At 67.5% G+C, this 21,086-nt stretch carries 23 protein-coding genes; 10 read left to right on the top strand and 13 right to left on the bottom strand.

Annotated elements, in window-relative coordinates:
* Positions 1 to 49: 49 nt before the first annotated feature.
* Entirely contained in the window at positions 50 to 1,366 is a 1,317-nt protein-coding gene (locus G3N96_RS18885) for a lipase family protein (RefSeq protein ID WP_206138096.1), read from the bottom strand.
* A 402-nt stretch (positions 1,367 to 1,768) separates the two neighbouring features.
* On the opposite strand from G3N96_RS18885, the gene G3N96_RS18880 reads away from it, so the two are divergent.
* From G3N96_RS18880 to G3N96_RS18870, 3 genes are read left to right on the top strand one after another with little or no spacing between them, the layout of a single operon-like run.
* Positions 1,769 to 2,323 carry a hypothetical protein gene (locus G3N96_RS18880; RefSeq protein ID WP_206138095.1) on the top strand — a complete coding sequence of 185 codons (555 nt, stop codon included), beginning with the start codon at positions 1,769 to 1,771 and terminating at the stop codon, positions 2,321 to 2,323.
* Positions 2,323 to 2,775 carry a hypothetical protein gene (locus tag G3N96_RS18875; RefSeq protein WP_241022714.1) on the top strand — a complete coding sequence of 151 codons (453 nt, stop codon included), beginning with the start codon at positions 2,323 to 2,325 and terminating at the stop codon, positions 2,773 to 2,775. Before G3N96_RS18880 ends, G3N96_RS18875 begins: the two co-directional genes overlap by 1 nt.
* Positions 2,775 to 4,040, top strand: coding sequence for a hypothetical protein (locus tag G3N96_RS18870; protein WP_206138107.1), 1,266 nt, complete (start codon positions 2,775 to 2,777; stop codon positions 4,038 to 4,040). Before G3N96_RS18875 ends, G3N96_RS18870 begins: the two co-directional genes overlap by 1 nt.
* Before the next feature lie 91 nt (positions 4,041 to 4,131).
* Here the strand turns inward: G3N96_RS18870 and G3N96_RS18865 are convergent, their stop codons facing one another.
* On the bottom strand, positions 4,132 to 4,836 hold the full coding sequence (locus G3N96_RS18865; RefSeq protein WP_089459216.1) for a YceH family protein: 705 nt from the start codon (positions 4,834 to 4,836) through the stop codon (positions 4,132 to 4,134).
* A 402-nt stretch (positions 4,837 to 5,238) separates the two neighbouring features.
* On the opposite strand from G3N96_RS18865, the gene G3N96_RS18860 reads away from it, so the two are divergent.
* Positions 5,239 to 6,003, top strand: a complete 765-nt coding sequence (locus tag G3N96_RS18860) for an SDR family oxidoreductase (RefSeq protein WP_206138094.1) — start codon at positions 5,239 to 5,241, stop codon at positions 6,001 to 6,003.
* Between the two features lie 20 nt (positions 6,004 to 6,023).
* Here G3N96_RS18860 and G3N96_RS18855 read toward each other — a convergent pair whose 3' ends face one another.
* Genes G3N96_RS18855 through G3N96_RS18845 form a run of 3 tightly spaced genes read right to left on the bottom strand, consistent with a single transcriptional unit; the run spans position 6,024 to position 8,457 of the window.
* A complete protein-coding gene (locus G3N96_RS18855; RefSeq protein WP_206138093.1) occupies positions 6,024 to 6,731 on the bottom strand; it encodes an MOSC domain-containing protein in 708 nt (235 codons plus the stop codon).
* Entirely contained in the window at positions 6,728 to 7,624 is an 897-nt protein-coding gene (locus G3N96_RS18850; RefSeq protein WP_206138092.1) for a dihydrodipicolinate synthase family protein, read from the bottom strand. The genes G3N96_RS18855 and G3N96_RS18850 overlap by 4 nt, the downstream gene beginning before the upstream one ends.
* A 50-nt stretch (positions 7,625 to 7,674) precedes the next feature.
* The gene (locus tag G3N96_RS18845) at positions 7,675 to 8,457 is read right to left on the bottom strand and encodes an aldolase (RefSeq protein ID WP_069252746.1); all 783 of its coding nucleotides are present in this window, start codon (positions 8,455 to 8,457) and stop codon (positions 7,675 to 7,677) included.
* Between the two features lie 134 nt (positions 8,458 to 8,591).
* Between G3N96_RS18845 and G3N96_RS18840 the strand changes: the two genes are divergently transcribed.
* The gene (locus G3N96_RS18840) at positions 8,592 to 9,134 is read left to right on the top strand and encodes an XRE family transcriptional regulator (protein ID WP_039340426.1); all 543 of its coding nucleotides are present in this window, start codon (positions 8,592 to 8,594) and stop codon (positions 9,132 to 9,134) included.
* Positions 9,135 to 9,164: 30 nt separating this feature from the next.
* Positions 9,165 to 9,902 (top strand): histidine utilization repressor, encoded by a 738-nt coding sequence (gene hutC, locus G3N96_RS18835; protein ID WP_069252748.1) that lies wholly within the window; start codon positions 9,165 to 9,167, stop codon positions 9,900 to 9,902.
* Positions 9,903 to 9,984: 82 nt separating this feature from the next.
* On the opposite strand, the gene G3N96_RS18830 is transcribed toward hutC, so the two are convergent.
* The gene (locus G3N96_RS18830; RefSeq protein WP_089441378.1) at positions 9,985 to 10,833 is read right to left on the bottom strand and encodes a phytanoyl-CoA dioxygenase family protein; all 849 of its coding nucleotides are present in this window, start codon (positions 10,831 to 10,833) and stop codon (positions 9,985 to 9,987) included.
* A 39-nt stretch (positions 10,834 to 10,872) separates the two neighbouring features.
* Positions 10,873 to 11,676: an ABC transporter substrate-binding protein gene (locus tag G3N96_RS18825; RefSeq protein ID WP_206138091.1), complete on the bottom strand. Its 804-nt coding sequence runs from the start codon at positions 11,674 to 11,676 to the stop codon at positions 10,873 to 10,875.
* 488 nt (positions 11,677 to 12,164) lie between these two features.
* Here G3N96_RS18825 and G3N96_RS18820 point away from each other — a divergent pair, with 488 nt between their 5' ends.
* The 3 genes from G3N96_RS18820 (at position 12,165) to G3N96_RS18810 (ending at position 14,383) form a co-directional block, all read left to right on the top strand.
* The gene (locus tag G3N96_RS18820) at positions 12,165 to 12,644 is read left to right on the top strand and encodes a helix-turn-helix domain-containing protein (protein ID WP_206138090.1); all 480 of its coding nucleotides are present in this window, start codon (positions 12,165 to 12,167) and stop codon (positions 12,642 to 12,644) included.
* On the top strand, positions 12,641 to 13,330 hold the full coding sequence (locus tag G3N96_RS18815; RefSeq protein ID WP_206138089.1) for a nucleotidyl transferase AbiEii/AbiGii toxin family protein: 690 nt from the start codon (positions 12,641 to 12,643) through the stop codon (positions 13,328 to 13,330). The genes G3N96_RS18820 and G3N96_RS18815 overlap by 4 nt, the downstream gene beginning before the upstream one ends.
* A 192-nt stretch (positions 13,331 to 13,522) precedes the next feature.
* Positions 13,523 to 14,383: a LysR family transcriptional regulator gene (locus tag G3N96_RS18810; protein WP_206138088.1), complete on the top strand. Its 861-nt coding sequence runs from the start codon at positions 13,523 to 13,525 to the stop codon at positions 14,381 to 14,383.
* Between the two features lie 97 nt (positions 14,384 to 14,480).
* Here G3N96_RS18810 and G3N96_RS18805 read toward each other — a convergent pair whose 3' ends face one another.
* From G3N96_RS18805 to G3N96_RS18795, 3 genes are all read right to left on the bottom strand, one after another.
* The gene (locus G3N96_RS18805; protein ID WP_206138087.1) at positions 14,481 to 14,954 is read right to left on the bottom strand and encodes a nuclear transport factor 2 family protein; all 474 of its coding nucleotides are present in this window, start codon (positions 14,952 to 14,954) and stop codon (positions 14,481 to 14,483) included.
* Between the two features lie 68 nt (positions 14,955 to 15,022).
* The gene (locus tag G3N96_RS18800) at positions 15,023 to 16,207 is read right to left on the bottom strand and encodes an amidohydrolase family protein (RefSeq protein ID WP_206138086.1); all 1,185 of its coding nucleotides are present in this window, start codon (positions 16,205 to 16,207) and stop codon (positions 15,023 to 15,025) included.
* Positions 16,208 to 16,292: 85 nt separating this feature from the next.
* Positions 16,293 to 17,492, bottom strand: a complete 1,200-nt coding sequence (locus G3N96_RS18795; protein ID WP_206138085.1) for an amidohydrolase family protein — start codon at positions 17,490 to 17,492, stop codon at positions 16,293 to 16,295.
* 453 nt (positions 17,493 to 17,945) lie between these two features.
* Here G3N96_RS18795 and G3N96_RS18790 point away from each other — a divergent pair, with 453 nt between their 5' ends.
* Positions 17,946 to 18,593 carry a glycine zipper 2TM domain-containing protein gene (locus G3N96_RS18790; RefSeq protein WP_089461894.1) on the top strand — a complete coding sequence of 216 codons (648 nt, stop codon included), beginning with the start codon at positions 17,946 to 17,948 and terminating at the stop codon, positions 18,591 to 18,593.
* Positions 18,594 to 18,814: 221 nt separating this feature from the next.
* Here the strand turns inward: G3N96_RS18790 and G3N96_RS18785 are convergent, their stop codons facing one another.
* The 3 genes from G3N96_RS18785 to G3N96_RS18775 all read right to left on the bottom strand — a co-directional run bounded on the left by G3N96_RS18785 (position 18,815) and on the right by G3N96_RS18775 (position 21,076).
* Positions 18,815 to 19,336 carry a hypothetical protein gene (locus G3N96_RS18785; RefSeq protein ID WP_241022713.1) on the bottom strand — a complete coding sequence of 174 codons (522 nt, stop codon included), beginning with the start codon at positions 19,334 to 19,336 and terminating at the stop codon, positions 18,815 to 18,817.
* A gap of 106 nt (positions 19,337 to 19,442) precedes the next feature.
* On the bottom strand, positions 19,443 to 20,693 hold the full coding sequence (locus G3N96_RS18780) for an FAD-dependent oxidoreductase (protein ID WP_206138084.1): 1,251 nt from the start codon (positions 20,691 to 20,693) through the stop codon (positions 19,443 to 19,445).
* Between the two features lie 29 nt (positions 20,694 to 20,722).
* On the bottom strand, positions 20,723 to 21,076 hold the full coding sequence (locus G3N96_RS18775; protein ID WP_206138083.1) for a RidA family protein: 354 nt from the start codon (positions 21,074 to 21,076) through the stop codon (positions 20,723 to 20,725).
* Positions 21,077 to 21,086 lie beyond the last annotated feature (10 nt).

The following is a 21,086-nucleotide window of genomic DNA, read 5'->3' as shown; positions in this document are numbered from 1 at the left end:
CCCGCGGAGGGTCGCCCGGCCACGCGCCGCATCATACGCGGCGTGGCGGCTAGTGCGGCGTCTCGGGCGCCAGCGAATTGCTCGGCAGCAGCGACGTCAGCCAGCAATTGCTCGGCGCGGCCTTCCCGTTGAAGCGGTCGTAGAGCCACGGCAGCATGCCGGCAACCCACGGCACGATCGCGCCCGCATGTTCGAGCGGATACTCGTTGTACGTGACCGGCGTGCCGCCGGCACAGAACTTCTGCGCCAGCGCGCGCACGTCGTACGCCATCATCACGCCGTCACCCACCTGGCTGCTGAAGGTGCCGTCCAGCGCGCCCGCCGTGCCCTGGCCGATGAACATCGGGATCGTCGGCGAGGCGGCCAGACCGGCATTCACCTTGTTCGCATAGGTCACGTACACGGGAATGCTGTTGATGTCGTTCGCGTATTGCGGCTTGAACAGCGTGCCCCAGTGCAGCCCCGTGTACTTCGGCAGGATGTAGGCGAGCGACTGGCTCTGGATGTCCTTGAACACGGCGACGCCGGTATCGCTGAGATAGGGCGTCAGGTCGAAGCCGTAGCCGCGCGACAGCCCGGCCAGCGCGGCCGCGGCCACGCCGCCCCACACGATGCTGCCGTCGACGTAGCGCAGGTTGTGCGCGGGATCGACCAGCACGCCGCCTTCAGCCGCGCCGACGAGCTGCCTGTTGATCTCGGGCGCATAGCTCGGCGCGAGCTGCGCGGCCCAGTTCGTCGCGATCGCGCCGCCGGAATAGCCGATCATCGCGACCTTGCTCGACGGATTCAGGCCAGTGGACGGCGTGTTGAGTGCCGCGCGGATCGAATCGAGCGTCGTCATCCCGTATTCGGGGCCGGCGGCGAAGTCGGCCGTCTGGCCTTCCGTATCGGGCACGATGACGTTGTAGCCGAGCAGCAGCAGCGTCGACAGTGGAATCGATTCCGCGCTGTAGAGCAGCGTGCCGACGTTGATGATCTTGGTCACGTCACGGTCGCCGGCGATCACCTGCGACGGCTCGTCGTACGGGTTCAGCGAATCGTAGGCCGACTGGTACGAGATGGCCTGGCCGTTGCTGACCGGGCTCCGGATCACGGACGTCACGTTGACGACCGGCTGGTTCAGCGCGTCAAGGGTGCGATACAGCAACTGCTGCGCGGTCAGCGCGGTGGGGATGCCGGCCACGTGATAGGTAACGTTGCGCGTCTTGAGCACCGTGCCCGGTGGAATCGATGCCAACGGCGTGGTGCCGGTGTACGTGTAGAACGGGTCGGATACGGTCGGCGCGGCGGCGCTGGCTGCCGGCGCGGTGATGGCCAACGCGGCGGACATCGCTGCCGCGGCCATCATGAAACGTCTCGAGGACATGGTTGAGGCCCCTGGGATAACCTGCTTTCATCGAAGGAAGTTCGCGGTGTTGCAGACCATCGCGTGTGCCGCTTCAAAACCGTTTCCGAGCCATCGACTGTCTCCTGTGAATGAGTAATCCGGCCTGTTCTGAACCTGTAATTTTTAGTAGGACTACAAACCGGATGAATTGAAGCACAACGAGCGCGCGCTCGACGGGCGTTTTCGATTGTTTGAAGGTAAACGTCTAAATCGGTCGCCGCGCGATGCGGGTTGCGCAGGCCATTCGGCCGACTGTCCTCGTATTGTCGAAGTGCCGTACGATCACGGCTGTCCGGTACCGAAGCCACGTCGTGCGATGCCGGCCGCGCCCCACACCGGCTGTCTGCAACCGATCGCTCCCTACCCAACCGATACGCCACGATGACCGTCTCCGAACTGCTCCACGCCATTCGCCAACCGTATGCCGACCTGCTCGCGAAAGCGGCGGCACAACCGGCCGTGATCGTCGAACCGGCCTACCGGCGGGCCGACGGCACGCTCGCCACCGAAGGGCCGCTCGCGTTGCCGTGCCGGGCCGACCTCATCGCCACGGAAGGCAAATCGGCGGGTCAGCCGGCGATGGTCGATTCCGCCACGCAGCTGGCGTTCGAGCCGTTGGAATTCGACCTCGAAACAGCGGCCGTGTCGATCCGCCCGTTCGTGTGGGACTGGGCCGCGATCGAGGCCGGCGGTCTCGACGAAAGCGCGGCCGTCGACGCGTTCAAAGCGTGGTTTTTCGCGTGGTTCGATGTCGACGACGAGAACACGCCGGCCGAAGACGGCCTGCACGGCATCGCTCACTACCTGTCGGAACCGGTTCGCACGGAACAGGGGTGGCGCGTCAATGCGGACCTCGGCTCCGCGCCCGAGACGGCCGTCGAGGATCTGCTGTTCCGGCTCGTCGATGCAGGCGCGACGCGGATCGTGCTAGGTTGATGCCGCACTTCATTCGTCACCGGCTCATCATGAAAAAAATCTCTGCCACCCTGCTGCTCTGCGCGTCGCTGCCCGCGTTCGCCAAGGTCTCCACCGACGTGTACTGCTTCAAGTCGGACGGCGACAAACCCGTGCGCTTCGAGATGCGCACCTACTACGACGACGCCGTCGACTGGTCGGGCGCCATGGTCCGCTATGCGAAAGCGAAAACGGCGCTGCCGCTGGTGGTCGAGCACGTGGACGAAGAAGTGCTCGCCGAGGGGCGCCCGCACCAGTTCACGACGACCTGGGTCGAGATGGTCGACGGCAGGATCAACGGGCGGTACGAGATGATGTCGCAAGGCGCGATGATCTATTCGATGACCTACACCAGCGCGCGCACCGGCAAGCAGACCGCGTTCGGCAGGGTACTGGACGTCGACGCGTCCGAACAAACCGGGTGCCGCTGGTGATGTGCCCGCTGATCCGGATCGTGCTGGTGATGATCGCGCTGCGCGCGGGCTGCGTGGATGCCGCGCCGCGCACGGTCTACGAAGGAACGCTGCAAGGCGCCGGCGCCGTCGTGATGGAACTCGACGATCGACCGGCTGCGGATGGTTCAATCTCGGGCCGCTACTTCTATGCGCAGCACGGCATCGACATTCCGCTGCACGGCACGCCCGCGGAATTGACCGAGCCGCTCGTGCGAACGCAGTTGCCGGACGACGCGCGCACGACATTGGGATTCCGCGAGCAGGCCAATTTCGATCATGCCGCGGCCACCTGGCAGGGCACGCGGGACAAGGCCGGCTATCGCGGCCGCTGGACCGATGCGCGCTCCGGCAAGACGCGCAACTTCACGCTGCGGCGCGTTGCGGAGTACGATCCCGACGCGGTTGCGCCCGGTGCCGTCGAAGCGATCACTGCCGTGTCCGGAAGTGGTGTCGGCAGCGGCATCGCGCGCAGCGCGGACATCGACATGCAACACGCGCCGTATGCCACGCTGAAGCTTGCCGGGCATGCACGACCGGTGGGCCCCGAGATCGGTGACGGCACCGTTGCGTACCGGATGTGGAGCGACCCGCGCACGGTGCTCGCATATCCGCGGCTGAGCCAATACCCCGATCCGGCCGTGATGGCGCGGGTCAACCATCTGCTGGAACAACGGCACTGGCAGATGAATCTCGCGGCGCTCGAATGCGCATCGACGCGCTATAACGACGACGGGTCGGCATCCGGATCGCTCGGCGGCTACGACGACGAGCAAGTGACGGTCACGTGGCTGTCGCGTGCGGCGATGGGTATCGTGGAATCGGGCAGCCTGTTCTGCGGCGGCGCGTACCCGGACAATCACTACGATCCTGTCACGTTCGACCTGCTGCGCGGCGCGTACCTCGACTGGAACCGCGTGATCGACGCAACCGCGGTGGGCAAGGACGGCAATCCGGAAACGAGCCCTGCGCTAGCGAGTTTCATTACGCGATTACGCGTCAAGACCACACACGGTCTACAAGTGACGGACGGAAAAGGCGATTCGCTGTCGTGCGCCGACGTGTTCCCCGAATATCTGGCGTTCGAGCTCGATGCCCCCGGCAAGCTGTCGTTCGTCGTATCAGGGATTGGCCACGCGGCAGGCGCCTGTCTCGGGCCGCAACTCGATGCGCCCTTTGCGGCGCTCGCGCCGATCCTGAAACCGGGCGGTTCGCGTTATCTTGTACCGGGTGTCAAGCTGAAGTAACGCGGCGGTGCGTGGCGGTGCCCGCATCGCGCACCGGCCCGGCCGTGTGGCGACGGGGCCGGGCGATGCATACGCACCGCAGCCGCTGATGTCAGGACGCGCCTTGCGCGTCGACGTCGATGCCCAGTTCGCCGGCCATCCGCAGAACCAGCGCATTCAGCCGCGCCACTTCATCCGCGAGGCGCTTCTGTTCGGCCTTCAGCGCTTCGAATTCGGAAGGCGGCACGGAATCCGCACCGCCGGCCTCCGCACTCGCGAAGTCGGCCAGGTTCACTTCGCCGCACATCAGGTGCATCCAGCGGTTCTCGCGCGCGCCCGGCGCACGCGGGAGCCGGACGACGAGCGGCTGCGCACGCGCCGCGAGTTCGTCGAGGAACGCCTCGACCGACGAGATGTCCGCGAAACCGTGCAGGCGCGCGCTGTTCAGGCGCAACTCAGCGGCCGTCTGCGGGCCGCGCAGCAGCAGGATCGTCAGCAGCGCGATTGCCTGGCTCGGAATGCCGAGCACGCGGTTCATGTTGTGCTCGAAACGCGGCACCCGGCTGCTGCTGCCTTCCATCACGATGCTCAGGTGCTTCAGGCCGTCGAGCGCGGTCGTGACTTCATCCTCGCTGACGTTCATCACCGGCGAGCGCGCGGTTTTCTGGTTGCAGCCCGCGGTCAGCGCATTCAGCGACAGCGGATAGGTGTCCGGCACCGTGTGCTGTTTCTCGACGAGCACACCGAGAATGCGGGCCTCGAGGGGCGTGAGTTCGCGAAGGGCGCGTGGCGTGGGCGTATCCGGCGTGGTGTTCATGTGTGGCGTCGCAGCGTGCAGCAGTGAAGGGAAACGGTCGCGGCCCGTCCGGCATCGCGCACGGGCGAGCCATATGATAGCTCGCGTCGCGTGGCCCGGCGCCGCGCGGCGCGCCGGCGCGCGCACTTGCCGCAGCAGGCTTTCGTCCAACGTATCGGCGAGTGGGTGCCACGCGGCGTGGGATACGCACGGCACAGCGGATTCCGCGTCCGCATGCGCGGCGGCGTTTGCACGCCCCGCATGCGAGCGCTACGATAGGCGTCACCCCGACGTCTGCGGCGCCGCGCGACCGCCTTAGCACGCAGTACCACGCATCGTCCGTCCCGCACGCCACGCCGCCACGCATGCGCCCCGCACGTCGACGCCACTCATCCCGTTCACCTCTTCGACCCGCTCACCACCATGACCGCATCCTCTTCCGCGCCGCATGTACGCGCCATCGTCACCGGACACACGCGCGGCCTCGGCGCGTCGCTCGCCGAACAACTGCTGCTGGAAGGCGTCGGCGTGCTCGGCGTGTCGCGCAGCCGCCATCCGTCGCTCGCGTCGCAAGCCGGCGACCGCTTCGCCGAAATCGAACTCGACCTGTCGGATACGTCGGCCGTCGCGGCCTGGCTGGCCGGCGACACGCTCCGCAGCTTCGTCGACGGCGCGTCGATCGTGCTGCTGTTCAACAACGCCGGCATCGTCGATCCGATCGGCCCGCTCGCTGCGCAAGACCCGGCGATCGTCGCACGCGCGGTCGGCGTGAACGTCGCGGCGCCGCTGATGCTGTCGGCCGCGCTCGCGCAATCGGCATCGGCCACGACCGAATGCCGGATCCTGCACGTGTCGAGCGGCGCGGCACGCAACGCGTACGCGGGCTGGAGCGTCTACTGTGCGACCAAGGCGGCACTCGATCACCATGCGCGCGCAGTCGCACTCGACGCGAACCGCGCGCTGCGGATCTGCAGCGTCGCGCCGGGCGTCGTCGATACGGGCATGCAGGCGACGATCCGCTCGACCAGCGAAGACAACTTCCCGATGCGCGAGAAATTCGACCAGCTGAAGTCGAGCGGCGCACTCGCGACGCCCGAGGCAGCCGCGCGTCAGCTGATCGGCTATGCGCTGAGCGACGCATTCGGCTCGGTGCCCATCGCCGACGTGCGGGAACTGCCGAGCCACTGAGGCACGCGGCACGCGGCGCATCATCGCCCTTCTAGCCGCTTCGTCCAGTCTTCGACTTGCCGCTTCGTCCGGCGCCTTTCGAGCATCGTGCGCCAGGCAGGCGGCAGGTTCGGCACGTCACACAGCGCATCGAGCGCGGCCATGTCGAGCGTGCGCCGGTACAGCACGTCGAGCACCGTCGCCAGCGGCCATTGCGGGTGGCGGCGCTCATGCAGCGTCAGCACGTCGCCCGATTCCACCCAGCCTTCCTGCAGCACACGGTAGTACCAGCCGGTCCGGCCGCTTTGCTGCACGAGCGCGGCCATCCGCTGATGATCGAAGCGCGCGTTCAGCTTCCAGCACGGCTGCCGCGACTGCGACACCTGAAGCACGGCGCCGCCCAACGTGAACACATCACCGAGACACACGTCGTGCTCGGTCACGCCGTGCGTCGACAGGTTCTCGCCGAACGCGCCCGGTTGCGCCAGCACGTCGCGCGGGCCGATCTGCGCCGACCACCACGCATAGTGATCGTGCGCATAGTGGTGCACCGCCTTGTCAGGCCCGCCGTGATGCCGCGCATCGGCCTGCTCGTCGCCGGCGAAGCCGAGCGTGCCCAGCCACAGACGCGCGCCGACCGGCTGCTTGTCGATCGCGCTGGCGTGCGGCGTGCCGGCCAGCGGCCGGCACTTGCCGACCCGCACCGCGCCGATGGCGGCCGAGATCAGCGGCCGTGCCGTATCGCTCATGTCGTCACACCGTCGGGGAGCGCCGCGAGCAGGCGTTCGAGCTCACGCGTGCGCGCGTCGCCGAGCCGCATCAGCGGCTTTCTCGGTTCGCCGGCATCGAAGCCGCGCAGGCGCAAGCCGGCCTTCACGGTCACCGGCAACCCGCCGTTGACGATGAACTGCAGCAGCGGCAGCTGCGCATGAAAGACCGTCCTCGCGCGCGTCAGGTCGCCCGCCTGCATCGCGTCGAACAGCGCCAGCGGCAACGCCGCATTCAGGTTCGGCGCGGCCGTGCACCACCCGGCCGCGCCCGCCGAGAGCGCGGCGAGCGCCATCGGATTGCTGCCGTTGTAGAACGGGATCGCGCCGTCGCTCAGCTGCGCGAGCCGGTGCATCCGCCCGATGTCGCCGGTGCTCTCCTTCACCATCGTCACGTTGTCGACGGTCCGGCAGATCGTCGCGATCAGGTCGGGCGACATGTCGACGCCGCTCGTCGCGGGGTTGTTGTACAGCATGATCGGAATACCGATGGCAGCGCCGATCGCGCGATAGTGCGCGACGATCTCGTCGTTGGCGAGCTTCCAGTACGACACCGGCAGCACCATCACCGCATCGGCGCCGGCCTGTTCCGCGAAGCGCGCGCGGCGCACCGCGCCCGCCGTGGTGAGATCGGAAATGCCGACGACGGTCGGCACGCGCCGGCGCACCGCGCGAATCGACGCGGAGGCGACCGCCTCCCATTCGGTGTCGGACAGGTACGCGCTTTCGCCGGTGCTGCCCAGCGGGGCGATCGCGTGGACGCCGTTGGCAATCAGCCGCTCGATCAGCGCTTCAAGCGCTTTGAGGTCGACGCCGCCGTCAGCGGAGAACGGCGTAACCGGGTAGGCAATGATGCCTTTCAGCAGAATGGACACGATAGGTATTCCTCAATGATGATCTGGGACGAGAATGACGAATCGTCCGCTCATGCGACGCAATCCTGATGCGTCCGCAATGCCCGGCGAGCGTAGTAGTCGAACGTCACCGCATCGCGCTTCGGCTTCGAAATCCAGTCGTGCGCTTCGCGCGCCAGCGCCGGCGGCACCGGCTTGATTTCGCCTGCCGCCATCGCGAGCAGCTGCAACTTCGCGGCCCGCTCGATCAGCAGCGCGAGAATGCAGGCTTCCTCGATCGTCTTGCCGACCACGAGCTGGCCGTGATGCGACAGCAGGATCGCGCGCTTGCTGCCGAGCGCCTTCGAGATGATCTCGCCCTCCTCGTTGCCGACCGGCACGCCGGGCCAGTCCTTCAGGAACGCGCAATCGTCGTACAGCGGGCAGGTATCCATGTGCGACACGACGAGCGGCTGCTCGAGCATCGACAGCGCCGCGACGTGCGCCGGATGCGTATGGATGATGCAGTTCACGTCCGGGCGCTCGCGGTAGATCCACGTATGGAACCGGTTGGCCGGATTCGGAATGCCCTCGCCGTCGACGACGTCGAGATCCTCGTTGACCCGCAGCAGGTTCGCCGCCGAGATCTCGTCGAAACCGAGCCCGAGCCGCTGCGTGTAGTACGTGCCGGCGTCGCCGGCGCGGCAGGTGATCTGCCCGGCCAGGCCCGAATCGTGACCGGCGTCGAACAGGATCCGGCACGTGAGCGCGAGCTTCTGCCGCGCGGACCAGCCGCTGTCGCCCACCGCGTTGTCCAGACGCCGCTCCGCCAGCGCAACCAGCGCCTCCTTCGTCAGATTCAGCGTTTCCGCCATGTTCACCTCCTGAATGGATCGGGTCGGTCGCGCCGTTCGCGGCCGCTTTCCCGGCAACACATGACACACAATACACCACAGGACACTTTGTGTCATGCGTTACAATCGGTTTTTCGAAGGACACCTGGCGCCCCATGACGATTCGCCTGAAGCTGCTCAGAAAACAGAAGGGCTGGACGCTCGACGTGCTGGCCGACGAGACGGGCCTCACCAAGAGCTACCTGTCGAAAGTCGAGCGCGGCCTGAGCGTGCCGTCGATCGCGGTCGCGCTGAAGCTGTCGAAGGCACTGAACGTCGACGTCGAGCAGTTGTTCTCGGAAAGCCACAACCGCGAGCTGATCACGGTCACGCGCGCCGGCGAGCGCACGGCGATGGGCGCGGCAGCCGACAGCCAGGCCCACCGCTTCGAAAGCATCGCGGCCGGCGTCGCGCCGAAGAAGATGTTGCCGTTCGTCGTGCATCCGCCGCACGAATTCGTCGCGTCGACGTTCCGCGAGCACGAAGGCGAGGAATTCCTGTTCGTGCACAAGGGTCGCGTCGAAATCGAATTTCCGAACGAGACGGTGCAACTCAAGGCCGGCGATTCAGTCTATTTCAACGCACTCATCCCGCACCGCACGCGCAGCCTCGGCACCGCGCAGGCGGAGATCCTGGTCATCGTCAGTCACGACGACTAGCATCGTCACCTTTTCGCGCAAGGATCCCCGATGGTCACGAAGGCCACCGCACCGTTCCAGCAGATCAAGACGCTCGTTCGCCAGAACGTCGAAGCGGGCGACTGGCGCCCCGGGGATCGCATCCCGTCCGAGCTCGATCTCGCCGCCCAGTTCGGCGTCGCACGCATGACGGTCAACCGCGCGCTGCGCGAGCTGACCGAGGAAGGCGTGCTGAAGCGCATCGCGGGCGTCGGCACGTTCGTCGCCGAAGTGAAGCCGCAGTCGAACCTGCTGATGATCGCGCACATCCGCGACGAAATCCGCGCGCGCGGGCACGAATATCGTTGCCGCGTGCTGAGCCAGTCGAGCGAACCCGCGTCGTTCGACGTCGCGGCCGCGTTCGGCCTGCCGGTCAACACGCCGGTGTTTCATGTGGTGTGCGTGCACGAGGAAAACGGCCGCCCGATCCAGCTCGAGGATCGCTACGTGAACCCGGCCGCCGCGCCCGGGTTCATCGACCAGGATTTCCAGGTCGAACCGCCGTCCGAGTACCTGTTCAACAACGTGTCGCACGACGAACTGGAGATCGAACACGTCGTCGATGCGTCGCTGCCGACCGGCGAACAGGCGCGGCTGCTCGACATGCGCGCCGACGAGCCCTGCCTCACGCTCACGCGCCGCACCTGGACCAACGGGCAGCCCGTCACGTTCGTGCACTTCCTGCATCCGGGCAACCGCTACCGGCTCGGCTCGCGCTTCAAGCCGGGCGCCGGACGCCACCCGACCTGATCCTTTTCCCCAAGTACAAAAGCGCGCGGCGGTCGTTTCGTCAGGAAACGGCCGCCGCGTTCGTCATGACCACCCGCCCGCGTCAGATCGCGCGGGCCTGCCCCGCGCCGCGCGACCACACGACCGGAAACAGCGGGTGATCGAGCGGCGCGCCGTCGGGCAGTTGCTCGGCGAGCCCCGGGAAATCGGGCGACGTCTTCCAGCGGCGCGGCGCGTGACGGATGTCGTCGCCGACGAAGCGGATCGAGAACGCGCGCCGACGGTTCTGCGTTCCGCCCGACGCGTGCAGCGTGAGCATCCGGAAACACACCATGTCGCCGGGCTCGAGCGCCCAGTGGCGGATCGGAAATGCCGCGCGGTCGCCTTCGATGTCGGGCAGGTCAGCCAGGCTGCCTTCCGGGAACCACTTCGCCTCCTTGTCCATGAACGTGCGCGGCATCAGCCACGGCCCGAGATGCGAGCCCGCGACGAACTCCAGCGTCGATTCGAGCGGCACCGGATCGACCGGAATCCACATGCTGACGTTGTCGTCGCCTTCGATGTTGTAGTACGGCTGATCCTGGTGCCACGGCGTGCGCTGCCGCGTGCCGGGCTCCTTCACGAGCAGGTGGTCGTGATGCAGCCGCACGTGCTCGGTGCCCATCAGTGCGGCGGCGACCGACGGCGCCGGCGAGCGCACGATGAAGTCGCGATACGCGTCGTTGTGCTGCCAGTTGCAGAAATCCTCGAAGAACCAGCCCGGATCGTCGGGTCGGCTCGCGACTTTCGCGCGCTCGCTCGGGTGCGCGAGATTCGCGTCGATGCCGGCGCGCAGCGCGGCGACTTCGTCGGGCGAGAAGATGCCCTTGATGCAGACCGCGCCTTCCTCGCGGAACGCGGCGATCAGTTCGGGTGTCACGGCTTGCGCGACGCGGTCCTGGATACTCGTCATGGTGTGCCTGTCGATGGAATGAATCACGGAATCACTGATTCACGGTGCGGAAGTCAGTTGCTGCTTCGCACCGTAGATGTCGAAGTCGAAATATTTCGCGGCGATCTTCTGGTACGTGCCGTTCGCGCGAATCGCGACGATCGCGTCGTTCAGCCGCTTCTTCATTGCTTCGTCGCCCTTGCGCACCCCCATCGCGACGCCGTAGCCGGTAATCCGCACGTCGGTCACGTCGGGGCCCGCGAACGCGTAGCCCTTGCCGCGCGGCGTCTTCAGGAACGAGTAGCCGGCCTGCGTCTTGTCCTGGAAGGTCGCGTCGAGGCGGCCGTTGACGAGATCCTGGTACACCTGGTCCTGGTTCTGGTACGAGACGATCGTCACGCCCCTGGTCGCCCATTCGGCCTTCGCGTACGCCTCCTGCGTCGTGCCCTGGTCGATCCCGATGCGCTTGCCCGCGAGCGACGCGGCGGTCGGCCGCAGCGTCGAGCCGACCGGCGCGACGAGCGCGCCCGGCGACGCATACAGCTTGTTCGAGAAGTCGATCTGCTTGAGCCGCTCGTCGGTGGCCGTCATCGCGGACATGATCACGTCGAACTTGCGCGCGCGCAGCGCCGGGATCATCCCGTCGAAGCCCTGCTCGACCCACACGCACTTCGCATGCAGGTGCTCGCAGATCGCATTGCGCAGGTCGATGTCGAAGCCGGCGAGCGAGCCGTCGGGCTGCTTCGCCTCGAACGGCGGATACGTGGGGTCGATGCCCCAGCGGATCGTCGACGTGTCCTGCGCGAACGATACGAGCGGCGCGAACGCGAGCGCGGTAACGAGGAGCTTTGCAATGCGGTTCATGGTGCGTCCTTGTAGGTCTCGACGCGGCGGGCGAACGCCGGCGTCCGGTGGGGAGCGATGCGCCGGATCGCCCGGCGCGGTGCGCGAAAGACAGGGACTTCGATGAAACTGCGATGCAGTCTAGACCGCTCAATTTTTGAGCGCAAGCGGGGGAAACGGGGGTGGGGTGAATAGCGGGTGCGCGGGGGCCAAAATCAGGGAGGAAAAATTGGGTTGCGCTTAAAACATGGCTTTCTGGCGGGATTTTTCTGGCTCTTTGCGGTGTTTACCCTGCACGACGCACGCCCGCCACAGGGCGTGATTTTCCCGATATCTGTAGGGTGACGATGTCTATAGCGGCGATCTCCCCACGGTCTTGACCGAGCGTGTCCAGCGGTGTGGGCGGTGCGCCCTAGACCACGACGGAATTCTCCGACAACGAAAATCCGCTCAAAGATGTAAGATATACCTTACATCGAAGATCGCCGTACCCACGGCAGGAGGTCGCCATGCAACTCTATGAAATTGGTCAGGCGGTCGCAAAACGGCGGGCGGAACTCGACCTCACGCAGGCCCAACTTGCCAAGCTCGCCGGATTGTCTCGCCTCACCGTGAACCAGCTCGAATCGGGCAAGGTCAAGGATCTCGGCGTCAACAAGCTGATTCCGCTGCTCAGCGTGCTCGGCATTGAGCTCCTGGCACTACCGCGGCAGCCGCAAAACGGTCTCTTCAAGGCCGTTGTGAGTTCCAACGTCAGTTACAAGGGTGAATTGACCGAACGACTGCTGACCGACGCGTTGGCTACCGGACGGATTCCGACGGGATTTGAATCGCAGTTTTCCGTCATCCTCGACGAAGTGCCGCTGCCGGTGGTGGTGAAAGCCGCCGAGGAAGCCGCCGAGCGCTCAGGCACGCCCCTTCGGACCATCTGGAAAAACCTCGCCGCATGGTCGAAGGATCTTCATCTGTACCGGGAGGTATGGGCATGACGGCACCATCCACCTTGCCCGACGGCCCATGGCAAGGTCTTTTCCGTCACGCGCTGGCACTGATCGAAGAGATACGGAAGCACGGCACGTCGAATCCATTCTGGACTTTTGGTGGTGGCACAGTCCTGATGCTGCGCCACGGCCATCGCGTCAGCAAAGATGTCGACATCTTCGTACCCGATCCGCAGTATCTCGGGTACGTGAATCCCCGCATCAGCGACGCTGCAGCCGACATCGCCACGAACTACGAGGAACACGCCGGGTTCGTGAAGCTCCTGCTGCCCGACGGCGAAATCGACTTCGTGGTCTCCCGAAATCTGATGTCTCCCGGCTACGACGAATGGATGCTGATGGATCACGTCGTCAAGGTCGAGACTTCCGCGGAGATCGTCGCCAAGAAAATGTGGCACCGTGGCGATCGACCGACCGCGCGGGACCTGTTCGATCTGTGCCTGGTCATCGAGCGTGAACCGGAGAGCCTGACGGCAGCCGGTGCATTCCTCGTCCGGCATCGCGATACGTTTCTGCGCCTGCTGCACGAGCGTCGGGCGTTCGTACGGGCACGCTTCGATGACATCCAGACACTCGGCTATTCGCCATCGTTCGACTATTGCGTCGAACTGGCCGAAGCATTCCTGCAGAAACTTCCCAATGGCGCACCCGAACAAAAATCACGCCACCGGTGATCCCTTCGGCGCCTGATTGCCGCCGGCCTCCGCTTGACCACTCCATACCCGCGCGGCGAGCAGGATCGCTTCCAGCACCCCGTAACGCCGCGCCGCGTCCGGCGAAACCGCGATTGCCCACTCCGTCCGGCCATGTTAAAAGTCGTCGCACGCATTTGGAAATGAAATGTTCGAATCCGCAAAAGTGCAGAAATGAATAGACCCCTGTTCGACCTCGACCTGCTGCGCGCGCTCGTGATGGTCGCCGACTGCGGCAGCTTCACGACGGCGTCCGCGCGCCTGCATTCGACGCAGTCGACGGTCAGCCAGAAGGTGCGCCGGCTCGAGGAAATCGCCGGGCACCGCCTGCTCGACCGCGGCACGCGCGACGTGCGGCCGACCGACGCGGGCGTGACGGTGCTCAGCTATGCGCGCCGCATGATCGCGCTGAACGACGAGATGCTGGAAGCGCTGTCGGGCGCCACGGTCGCGCTGACGATCCGGCTCGGCGTGCCCGACGATTTCGCGGCGGGCCGCACGACGCACGCGCTCGCGGCGTTCAAGCGCGCACATCCGCAGGTGAAGCTCGAAGTGATGTGCGGGCTGAGCCGCGACATCAGCGCCGCGTACGACCGCGGCGAACTCGACCTCGCGCTGATCAAGCAGCGGCGCGACAGCCGCGAGGCCGTCGTGCGCTGGCCCGAGAAGCTGCGCTGGATCGACAGCGCGAAGCATCCGTCGATCGATCTCGACCCGGTGCCGATCGTCGTGTTTCCGCCGCGCGGGCTCTATCGCGACGACATGATCAAGGCGATCGAGGAGCGCGGCCGCCGCTGGCGGATCAGCTTCACGACGTCGAGCCTGAGCGGCATCCAGGCCGCCGTCGCGGACGGGCTCGGCATCAGCGTGCTGCCCGCGCGCGTGGTGACGGACGAGCACGTCGTGCTGACCGCGAAGCAGGGCTTCGCGCCGATCGAGCACATGGACATCGCGATCCTGCACCGGCCGACGGCCGACCCGATGGTCAGCGAACTGACGAAGGCGCTGGCGACGATGCTGGAGTTGGAGGAGTAGCAAGAAGGCGGGTGCGGCGGCAATGTGCAGGGCGCCGCGGCACGGCCGTTGCGACGAGACAGCGGGCGCGTCGACACGCCCGCGCGCCCGGTAAGCGTCAGAACATCGTGTTCCCGTTCGCGGCCTGCTCGGGCACGGGTTGATTGACGTCCCAATGCTCGACGATCTTGCCGTTCTCGAGCCTGAAGATGTCCATGATCGCGCTGCCGCGCGTGCCCGGTTCGCGCACCGCATGCACGTGCAGGATCACGTAGTCGCCGTCGACGAACGAGCGCTTGATCTCGCTGTGCGACTGCGGATACTTGTCGCGCAGGAACGCGACGAACTTGCGGAAGCCGTCGCGGCCGTCGGCCGCGTTCGGGTTGTGCTGCACGTAGCGATCACCGACGTACGCGAGCGCGGCGTCGGCATCCTTCTCGTTCAGGCCTTTCTCGTAAAACGCGAGCACCGTCCGCCGGTTGGCTTCCTGCTGTGCGTCCGTTGGCGCGGCCGCCACCGCGTGCGCGGTGGTCACGGCGAACAGGGCCGCCGCCATCCATCGTGCGGCCCGTGCCGCTGTCGTGCGTCGCATCGTCGTCTCCCGGGCAATCCCGCTGAAAACCCGATCATACCGGGGGCGACGCTGCGCTCACGCTTCACTCAGATCAGCGCGCCGTCGCGCGCGACGATCTTCCCAGACGACACGACGAGCCGCCGCACCGGCCGCGCAACGACAGCCTCGGCGAACGTCAGCGCGTCGACCAGCACGACGTCCGCGCGGCTGCCCGGCTGCAGCCCGTAACCGTCGAAGCCGCAACCGCGCGCCGCGCCGTGCGTCACGCAGTCGAGCGCGACTTCGAGCGCATCGTCGCGGCGAAAATCGTTGCGCATGCCGATCAGCATCGCGCGTTCGAGCATGTCGGGCGACCCATACGGCGTCCACGTATCGCGCACGCCGTCGTTGCCGCCGATGACCGTCACGCCCGCCGCGCGGCACGCGGCCACCGGCGGCACGGGCACCGCCGCCGGCGCGGTCGTGACGAGCCCGACGCCGAGTTCGGCCATCCGCGCGAGCAACGCATCGCGCTCGCGTTCGGTGATATCGCCGAGGCAGAACCCGTGGCTGATCGTCACCTTGCCCTGCATGCCGTGCGCAGCCGTGCGCTGCAGGATCAGGTCGAGCGAGTACGCGCCCATCGATCCACGCTCGTGCAGATGAAGGTCGAGCCCGCGGCCGTGGCGCTCGGCGATCGCGAACAGCACGTCCACCGCCTCGACCGGATCGCCTTCGATCGCGCACGGGTCGAGCCCGCCGAGCAGATCGGCACCGGCGGCAAGCGCTTCGGACAGCAGTGCGTCGGTGCCCGGCCGCTTGAGCACGCCCGATTGCGGAAACGCGACGATCTGGATTTCAACTTCCCCGCGCAGCGTATCGCGCGTCGCGAGCACGCCATGCAGATGCCGCAACCCGGCTTCGGTGTCGATGTCGACGTGCGTGCGGATGCGCGTCGTGCCGGCCGCGAGGAACGCGCGCGCCAGCGCGAGCGACGCGACTCCCGCGTCATGCCCGCTCGTCGCGCGATAGTGGCGTTCGTTCTCGATGCGGTCGACGAGGCGCGGCCCGACCTGGTTGCGATACCACGGCATTCCCCAGTGCGTCTTGTCGAGGTGCGTGTGGCCTTCGACGAGGCCGGGCAGTGCAAGCGCACCCGCGCCGTCCTCGATCGCGCAGCCGGCGGGCGCGTCGAGCGACGGGCCGACGCGCGCGATGCGATCGCCTTCGATTAGGATGTCGAGCGCGGCGTCGGCGTTCGGGCGGACGTTGCGGATCAGCAGGTTCGTCATGTCGGGTCCGGTGGGGTCGGTCAGTGCAATCAGTGCAGTCAATGCGAAGGCAGCACGGCGCGTGCCGTGCCATCGCTCAGGTCGGTCAGCGCGTGAAGCGCAGCGCGGGAGCGAATGGTGCGCCGGTGTCGCTTTCGCCGCGACGGAACACCCAGCGCTCGGCCGGCACGCCCGCGACGGCCGCCGCTGCGTTCGGCGCACGCACCGCGACGAACGTCGCATCGCAGCCGATTGCGATTCCATAGTTGTCCTTGCCGATCACGCGTGCGCCAGCGTGCGTCGCCATGTCCAGCGCAATGCCGAGCGCTTCGTCGGTGTAGAAGCCCGACCGATAGCCGACCATCATCGCGCGCTGCAGCATGTCGCCATTGCCGTACGGCCACCAGGCGTCACGGATGTTGTCGTTGCCCGCGAACACGTGCACGCCCGCGTCGCGCAGCGCCTGCACCGGCGGAAACGCGCAGTCGCCCGGCGCATTCGTCAGGATCGACACGCCGGCGTCGGCCAGTGTCGCCGCGGTGCGTTGCACGTCGTCATCGCTCACCTGGCCGAGCGCGTACGCGTGGCTCACGTTCACGCGGCCACCGAGCCCCGCCGCGCGCGTGCGCGCCGCGATCCGCAGCAACTGCGCGATGCCCGTTTCACCGGGCTCGTGCAGGTGGATGTCGATCTTCGCGCCGCGCTTCTCGGCGATGCCGAACACGATGTCGAGCTGGCCGTCCGCATCGCCGTCGAGCGTCGTCGGGTCGATCCCGCCGACCACGTCCGCACCTTCGCGCACGGCCGCGTCGAGGATCTCGGCGGTGCCGGGGCACGTGACGACGCCGGCCTGCGGAAACGCGACCAGTTCGATATCGACGATGCCGCGCCACTGCTCGCGTGCAGCCATCACGGCCTGCAGGTTCGACAGGCCCGTCGTTGCATCGACGTCGACGTGGCTGCGCATCGCGACCGTGCCGAAGGCGGCGGCCTGCGCGATCAGCGCATTCGCGCGCTCGACGATCGGCGGCGCGGCCGCGAGCTGGCGCTTTTCGACCGCGAGCCGCTCGCGCAGCGTGCCGACCGGTTCGTGCGGCACCCAGCGATCGCCGACGAAGCTCTTGTCGAGGTGGATGTGGCCGTCGACGAAGCCGGGCAGCACGACGCGGCCGTCGAGGTCGATCGTTTCCGCGCCGGGCGCGGCGGCGCAATCGGCGCCGATCGCGGCAAAGCGGCCGTCACGGACGACGAGGTGGATGGGCTGGCCGCCGGCGTCGACGGCGTTGATGAAGAGACGATCGGTCATGGCTCGGAATGTGGGGCGGTCGCGGCACGTCACCGGCGCGGACAGGGGAAGGCACCGCAGCCGGCACGGCGCGACCGTTGGCAGGGAATCCGGCCACGATATCGGACGCCGTCGCCCGAGGCCAATTAAATGTCGCGATGCCGCGCATTCGATTTCGCGATGCGCGGCGCGCGCGGCCGCCGGGCCTGGCACGGCGATGGGGCGGGATCGTGGGGAAAGCGACGGAAAAACCGAAGGCCGCGCGGCATCGGCATCACCGGAAGGCGGCCGCCGCGCGCCCTTGCCGGGCGTCGCTTCCGCGCCCCGCCCGCGCGGCGATTTACGCGGCAACAGACTTTACACGTTGTTACCCGGCCGCACCGGACGCGCCTCCGGCCATTCCTTATACTCACGCCGAGTTCGCCACCCGTTCCGGCATTCGTCGGCGAACCCGTTGCCGATGCAGGAATCATCATGATGCGCATGCCTTCCACGAAGACCGTTCTGTTCGCCTCGCTCGTCGCCGTCGCGGCGCTTCCGCTGACCGCCTGCGTCGCGCCGGGTTACTACGGCGCGCAGCCGGGGTATCCGCAGCAGCAGCAATACGCGACGCCCGGCTACGCGCAGCCCGCGTATTCGCAACCGGGCTACGTGCAGCAGCAACAACCGTATCCGAACCAGGCGCCGCAGCCGTACGACCAGTACGGCAACCCGCAGCAATACGGGTCGCAGCCGTATGACCAGTACGGCAATCAGCAGCAGTACGGCAACGGCTACGGCACGCAGTACGGCACGGTGTCGAACATCCAGCCGGTCAACGGCTCGGTCGGCCCGTCGGGCGTCGCAGGCACCGTCGTCGGTGCGCTGGTCGGCGGCCTGGTCGGCAACCAGTTCGGCCGCGGTCACGGCCGCGATGCGGCCACCGTGATCGGTGCGCTCGGCGGTGCGGTGGCCGGCAACCAGATCGGCCAGCAGATGGGCGCCGCGCAGGGCCCGAGCAGCTACCGGATCGACGTGCAGGTCAGCGACGGCTCGATGCGCTCTTTCGACGTGCAGTCGCCGGGCAACCTGCGTCCGGGCGATCGCGTGCAGATCAACGGCAATCAACTGGCGCGTTATTGATTCCGATGCGGTGCGCCTGAGCTGATCGGGCGCCTCGTCGCGCGTTTGGCGTCGGGCACCGGTTCGGCGCGACGGCGCGCCTGTTGCACCTCGCTCTCGTTCTTCATGCCGACGCGGCGCGCATCACGCGCCGCCGGCAGTTCCGCGACACCCTCGCCCTCAACGCCCCCGTCGCGCGATCACTCCGACGCTCACCCGCACCCGTGCCCCGGGTATCGGCGTCACACCCGCTCGACGCCAAGCCCGACGCGCGTCGACCGCGCGGCCGCCTGCAGGTGTCGCGAACGCCGATAGATAATCGCCATCAGCGCCATCACCGCCGCGCCGGCATACAGCGACCCGCGCGTCGTCGGGTCGACGCCGAGCATCACGAACACGAACGCGACGAACACGAGGCAGATCCACGACGTGACCGACGCGTACGGCATGCGGAACGCCACCGTCTCGCCGCGCGCGGCCAGCGCGCGCCGGAACCGCATGTGGGTCAGCACGATCATCGCCCAGATCACGGCCACGTCGAACGACAGGAACGACAGGAACGACATCAGCCAGCCGAACACCCGCGCGGGAATCACATAGTTCAGCACCACGCCGACCGACATGAACAGCACGGTCGCCCGCACCGCGCGCGACGGCGACCCGCTTGCGCTCAGCGCCGCGAACGACGCCGGCGCGAGGCCGTTGCCGGCCATGCTCGACAGCATGCGCGCGCCGAGTTCGCGCCGCATCGCGTGCTGTTGCATGTTGTCTCCAGTCGTTGATCGTCGCGGCGAGCCGGGTCGGCCTGCCGCTGGATGGAGCGGCCGGCGTCGTGTGCCGGCCGCCCTGCTGCAGCGCACGGTCGCCGGTTCAGCGGCCGTGCAGAAAGCGTTCGACGCGAAACGGCGTCGGGTCGACGAAGGGCTGCGTGCCGGTCATCAGGTCGGCGACCAGCCGGCCGGTCACGGGGCCGAGCGTGAAGCCGTGATGCGCATGCCCGAACGCGAACCACAGATCGCGGTGGCGCGGCGCCGCGCCAATGACGGGCAGCATGTCGGGCGTGCACGGCCGGCGGCCGAGCCACGGCGCGCCGTCGACGCGCGCGCCGAGCGGAAACAGCTCGCGCGCGACCGGTTCGACGGCGGCGAGCTGGGTGGGTGTCGGCGGCGTATCGCAAAGCCCGAGCTCGACGCCGGTCGTCAGGCGGATGCCGCGCGTCATCGGCGTGATCAGGAAGCCGCTGTCGGCATCGAGCACGGGCCCGTTCAGCCGCGCGCCCGGCTGCGCCGCGTAATGCATGTGATAGCCGCGCTTGACCGCGAGCGGCAGCGTGTAGCCGAGCCGTTCGCACAGCAGGTCCGACCACGGCCCGAGCGCGACGACTGCCGCGCGCGCGTCGACCGGGCCTTGCGCGGTGTCGACGCGCCAGCCGTTCGCGGCCGACAGCGTCAGCGCGTCGCCGGTGAGGATGCGGCCGCCGAGCTGCTCGAAGCGGCGCGCATACGCGGTCACGAGCGCATGCGGATCGCTGATCGAATCGGAGCCCGTGTAGCGCAGCGCGCCGACCAGCGCGCGGCTCAGGTTCGGCTCGGCGTCGCGCAGCGCGGCCGCATCGAGCGCGTCGAAGCTCACGCCGTATTCGGCGCGCCAGCGCTCGGCGGCACGCGTTTCGGCATCGCGCGTCGCGGCCGTGCGGAATACCTTCAGCCAGCCGCCTTCGTGCAGTAATGCGCCGGCGCCGGACGCGCCGATCAGCGCGCGATGCTCGGTCACGCAGTGTTCGATCAGCGGCGCATACGCACGCGCGATCTCGGCATGGCGCGCCGGATGCGAGTTGCGCCAGTAGCGGTACAGGAACGGAATCAGTTTCGGCAGCGCGCCGACGTGATAGCGGACGTCGGGCGAGCGGTTGCACGCGTATTTCAGCAGCGTGCCGAAGCCGCGCGGAAACGCATACGGATACACGCCTTCGCGCTGGATCAGCCCGGCATTGCCGAGCGACGTCTCGTTGCCGGGCGCCTTGCGGTCGACGAGCGCGACCGACAGGCCGCGCTGTTGCAGGTGCACGGCAACGGACACGCCGATCATGCCGCCGCCCAGGACGAGCGTGTCGAATGTCATCGTGAGTGCCTCGGGGCGCAGCGCCGGCGTCAGGCGAGCGCGGTCACGGCGATCTCGACGTCGAGACCGGGTTTCATCAGCAACGCCTGCACACAGGCGCGGGTCGGCGCGTGGCCGGCCGGCACCCAGGCGTCCCACACCGCATTGAAGGCGTCGAAGTGCGCGGCATCGCCGAGCCATATGTTGGCCGTCAGCACGCGCGTCTTGTCGACGCCGGCCGACGCGAGCAGCGCGTCGATGCGCGTGAGGATTTCGGTCGCCTGCACGGCGATCGGCGCGCCGGCCGTATCGGGTACCTGGCCGGCCAGGTGGACGAAGCCGTTCGCGATCACGACCTGGCTCATGCGTGCGCCGGTCTGCAGACGTTTGATTTCACTGGACATGATGGTTTGC

The organism is Burkholderia sp. Se-20373 (genome assembly GCF_017104705.1).
Taxonomy (GTDB): Bacteria; Pseudomonadota; Gammaproteobacteria; order Burkholderiales; family Burkholderiaceae; genus Burkholderia.
This window is presented reverse-complemented; position numbering and strand designations above follow the sequence as displayed.

Excerpts from the sequence above, each read along its gene's own strand:
- G3N96_RS18885 (WP_206138096.1), bottom strand. The coding sequence starts at position 1,366 with ATGTCCTCGAGACGTTTCATGATGGCCGCGGCAGCGATGTCCGCCGCG.
- G3N96_RS18880 (WP_206138095.1), top strand. The coding sequence starts at position 1,769 with ATGACCGTCTCCGAACTGCTCCACGCCATTCGCCAACCGTATGCCGAC.
- G3N96_RS18875 (WP_241022714.1), top strand. The coding sequence starts at position 2,323 with ATGCCGCACTTCATTCGTCACCGGCTCATCATGAAAAAAATCTCTGCC.
- G3N96_RS18870 (WP_206138107.1), top strand. The coding sequence starts at position 2,775 with ATGTGCCCGCTGATCCGGATCGTGCTGGTGATGATCGCGCTGCGCGCG.
- G3N96_RS18865 (WP_089459216.1), bottom strand. The coding sequence starts at position 4,836 with ATGAACACCACGCCGGATACGCCCACGCCACGCGCCCTTCGCGAACTC.
- G3N96_RS18860 (WP_206138094.1), top strand. The coding sequence starts at position 5,239 with ATGACCGCATCCTCTTCCGCGCCGCATGTACGCGCCATCGTCACCGGA.
- G3N96_RS18855 (WP_206138093.1), bottom strand. The coding sequence starts at position 6,731 with ATGAGCGATACGGCACGGCCGCTGATCTCGGCCGCCATCGGCGCGGTG.
- G3N96_RS18845 (WP_069252746.1), bottom strand. The coding sequence starts at position 8,457 with ATGGCGGAAACGCTGAATCTGACGAAGGAGGCGCTGGTTGCGCTGGCG.
- G3N96_RS18840 (WP_039340426.1), top strand. The coding sequence starts at position 8,592 with ATGACGATTCGCCTGAAGCTGCTCAGAAAACAGAAGGGCTGGACGCTC.
- hutC (WP_069252748.1), top strand. The coding sequence starts at position 9,165 with ATGGTCACGAAGGCCACCGCACCGTTCCAGCAGATCAAGACGCTCGTT.
- G3N96_RS18830 (WP_089441378.1), bottom strand. The coding sequence starts at position 10,833 with ATGACGAGTATCCAGGACCGCGTCGCGCAAGCCGTGACACCCGAACTG.
- G3N96_RS18825 (WP_206138091.1), bottom strand. The coding sequence starts at position 11,676 with ATGAACCGCATTGCAAAGCTCCTCGTTACCGCGCTCGCGTTCGCGCCG.
- G3N96_RS18820 (WP_206138090.1), top strand. The coding sequence starts at position 12,165 with ATGCAACTCTATGAAATTGGTCAGGCGGTCGCAAAACGGCGGGCGGAA.
- G3N96_RS18815 (WP_206138089.1), top strand. The coding sequence starts at position 12,641 with ATGACGGCACCATCCACCTTGCCCGACGGCCCATGGCAAGGTCTTTTC.
- G3N96_RS18810 (WP_206138088.1), top strand. The coding sequence starts at position 13,523 with ATGAATAGACCCCTGTTCGACCTCGACCTGCTGCGCGCGCTCGTGATG.
- G3N96_RS18805 (WP_206138087.1), bottom strand. The coding sequence starts at position 14,954 with ATGCGACGCACGACAGCGGCACGGGCCGCACGATGGATGGCGGCGGCC.
- G3N96_RS18800 (WP_206138086.1), bottom strand. The coding sequence starts at position 16,207 with ATGACGAACCTGCTGATCCGCAACGTCCGCCCGAACGCCGACGCCGCG.
- G3N96_RS18795 (WP_206138085.1), bottom strand. The coding sequence starts at position 17,492 with ATGACCGATCGTCTCTTCATCAACGCCGTCGACGCCGGCGGCCAGCCC.
- G3N96_RS18790 (WP_089461894.1), top strand. The coding sequence starts at position 17,946 with ATGATGCGCATGCCTTCCACGAAGACCGTTCTGTTCGCCTCGCTCGTC.
- G3N96_RS18785 (WP_241022713.1), bottom strand. The coding sequence starts at position 19,336 with ATGCAACAGCACGCGATGCGGCGCGAACTCGGCGCGCGCATGCTGTCG.
- G3N96_RS18780 (WP_206138084.1), bottom strand. The coding sequence starts at position 20,693 with ATGACATTCGACACGCTCGTCCTGGGCGGCGGCATGATCGGCGTGTCC.
- G3N96_RS18775 (WP_206138083.1), bottom strand. The coding sequence starts at position 21,076 with ATGTCCAGTGAAATCAAACGTCTGCAGACCGGCGCACGCATGAGCCAG.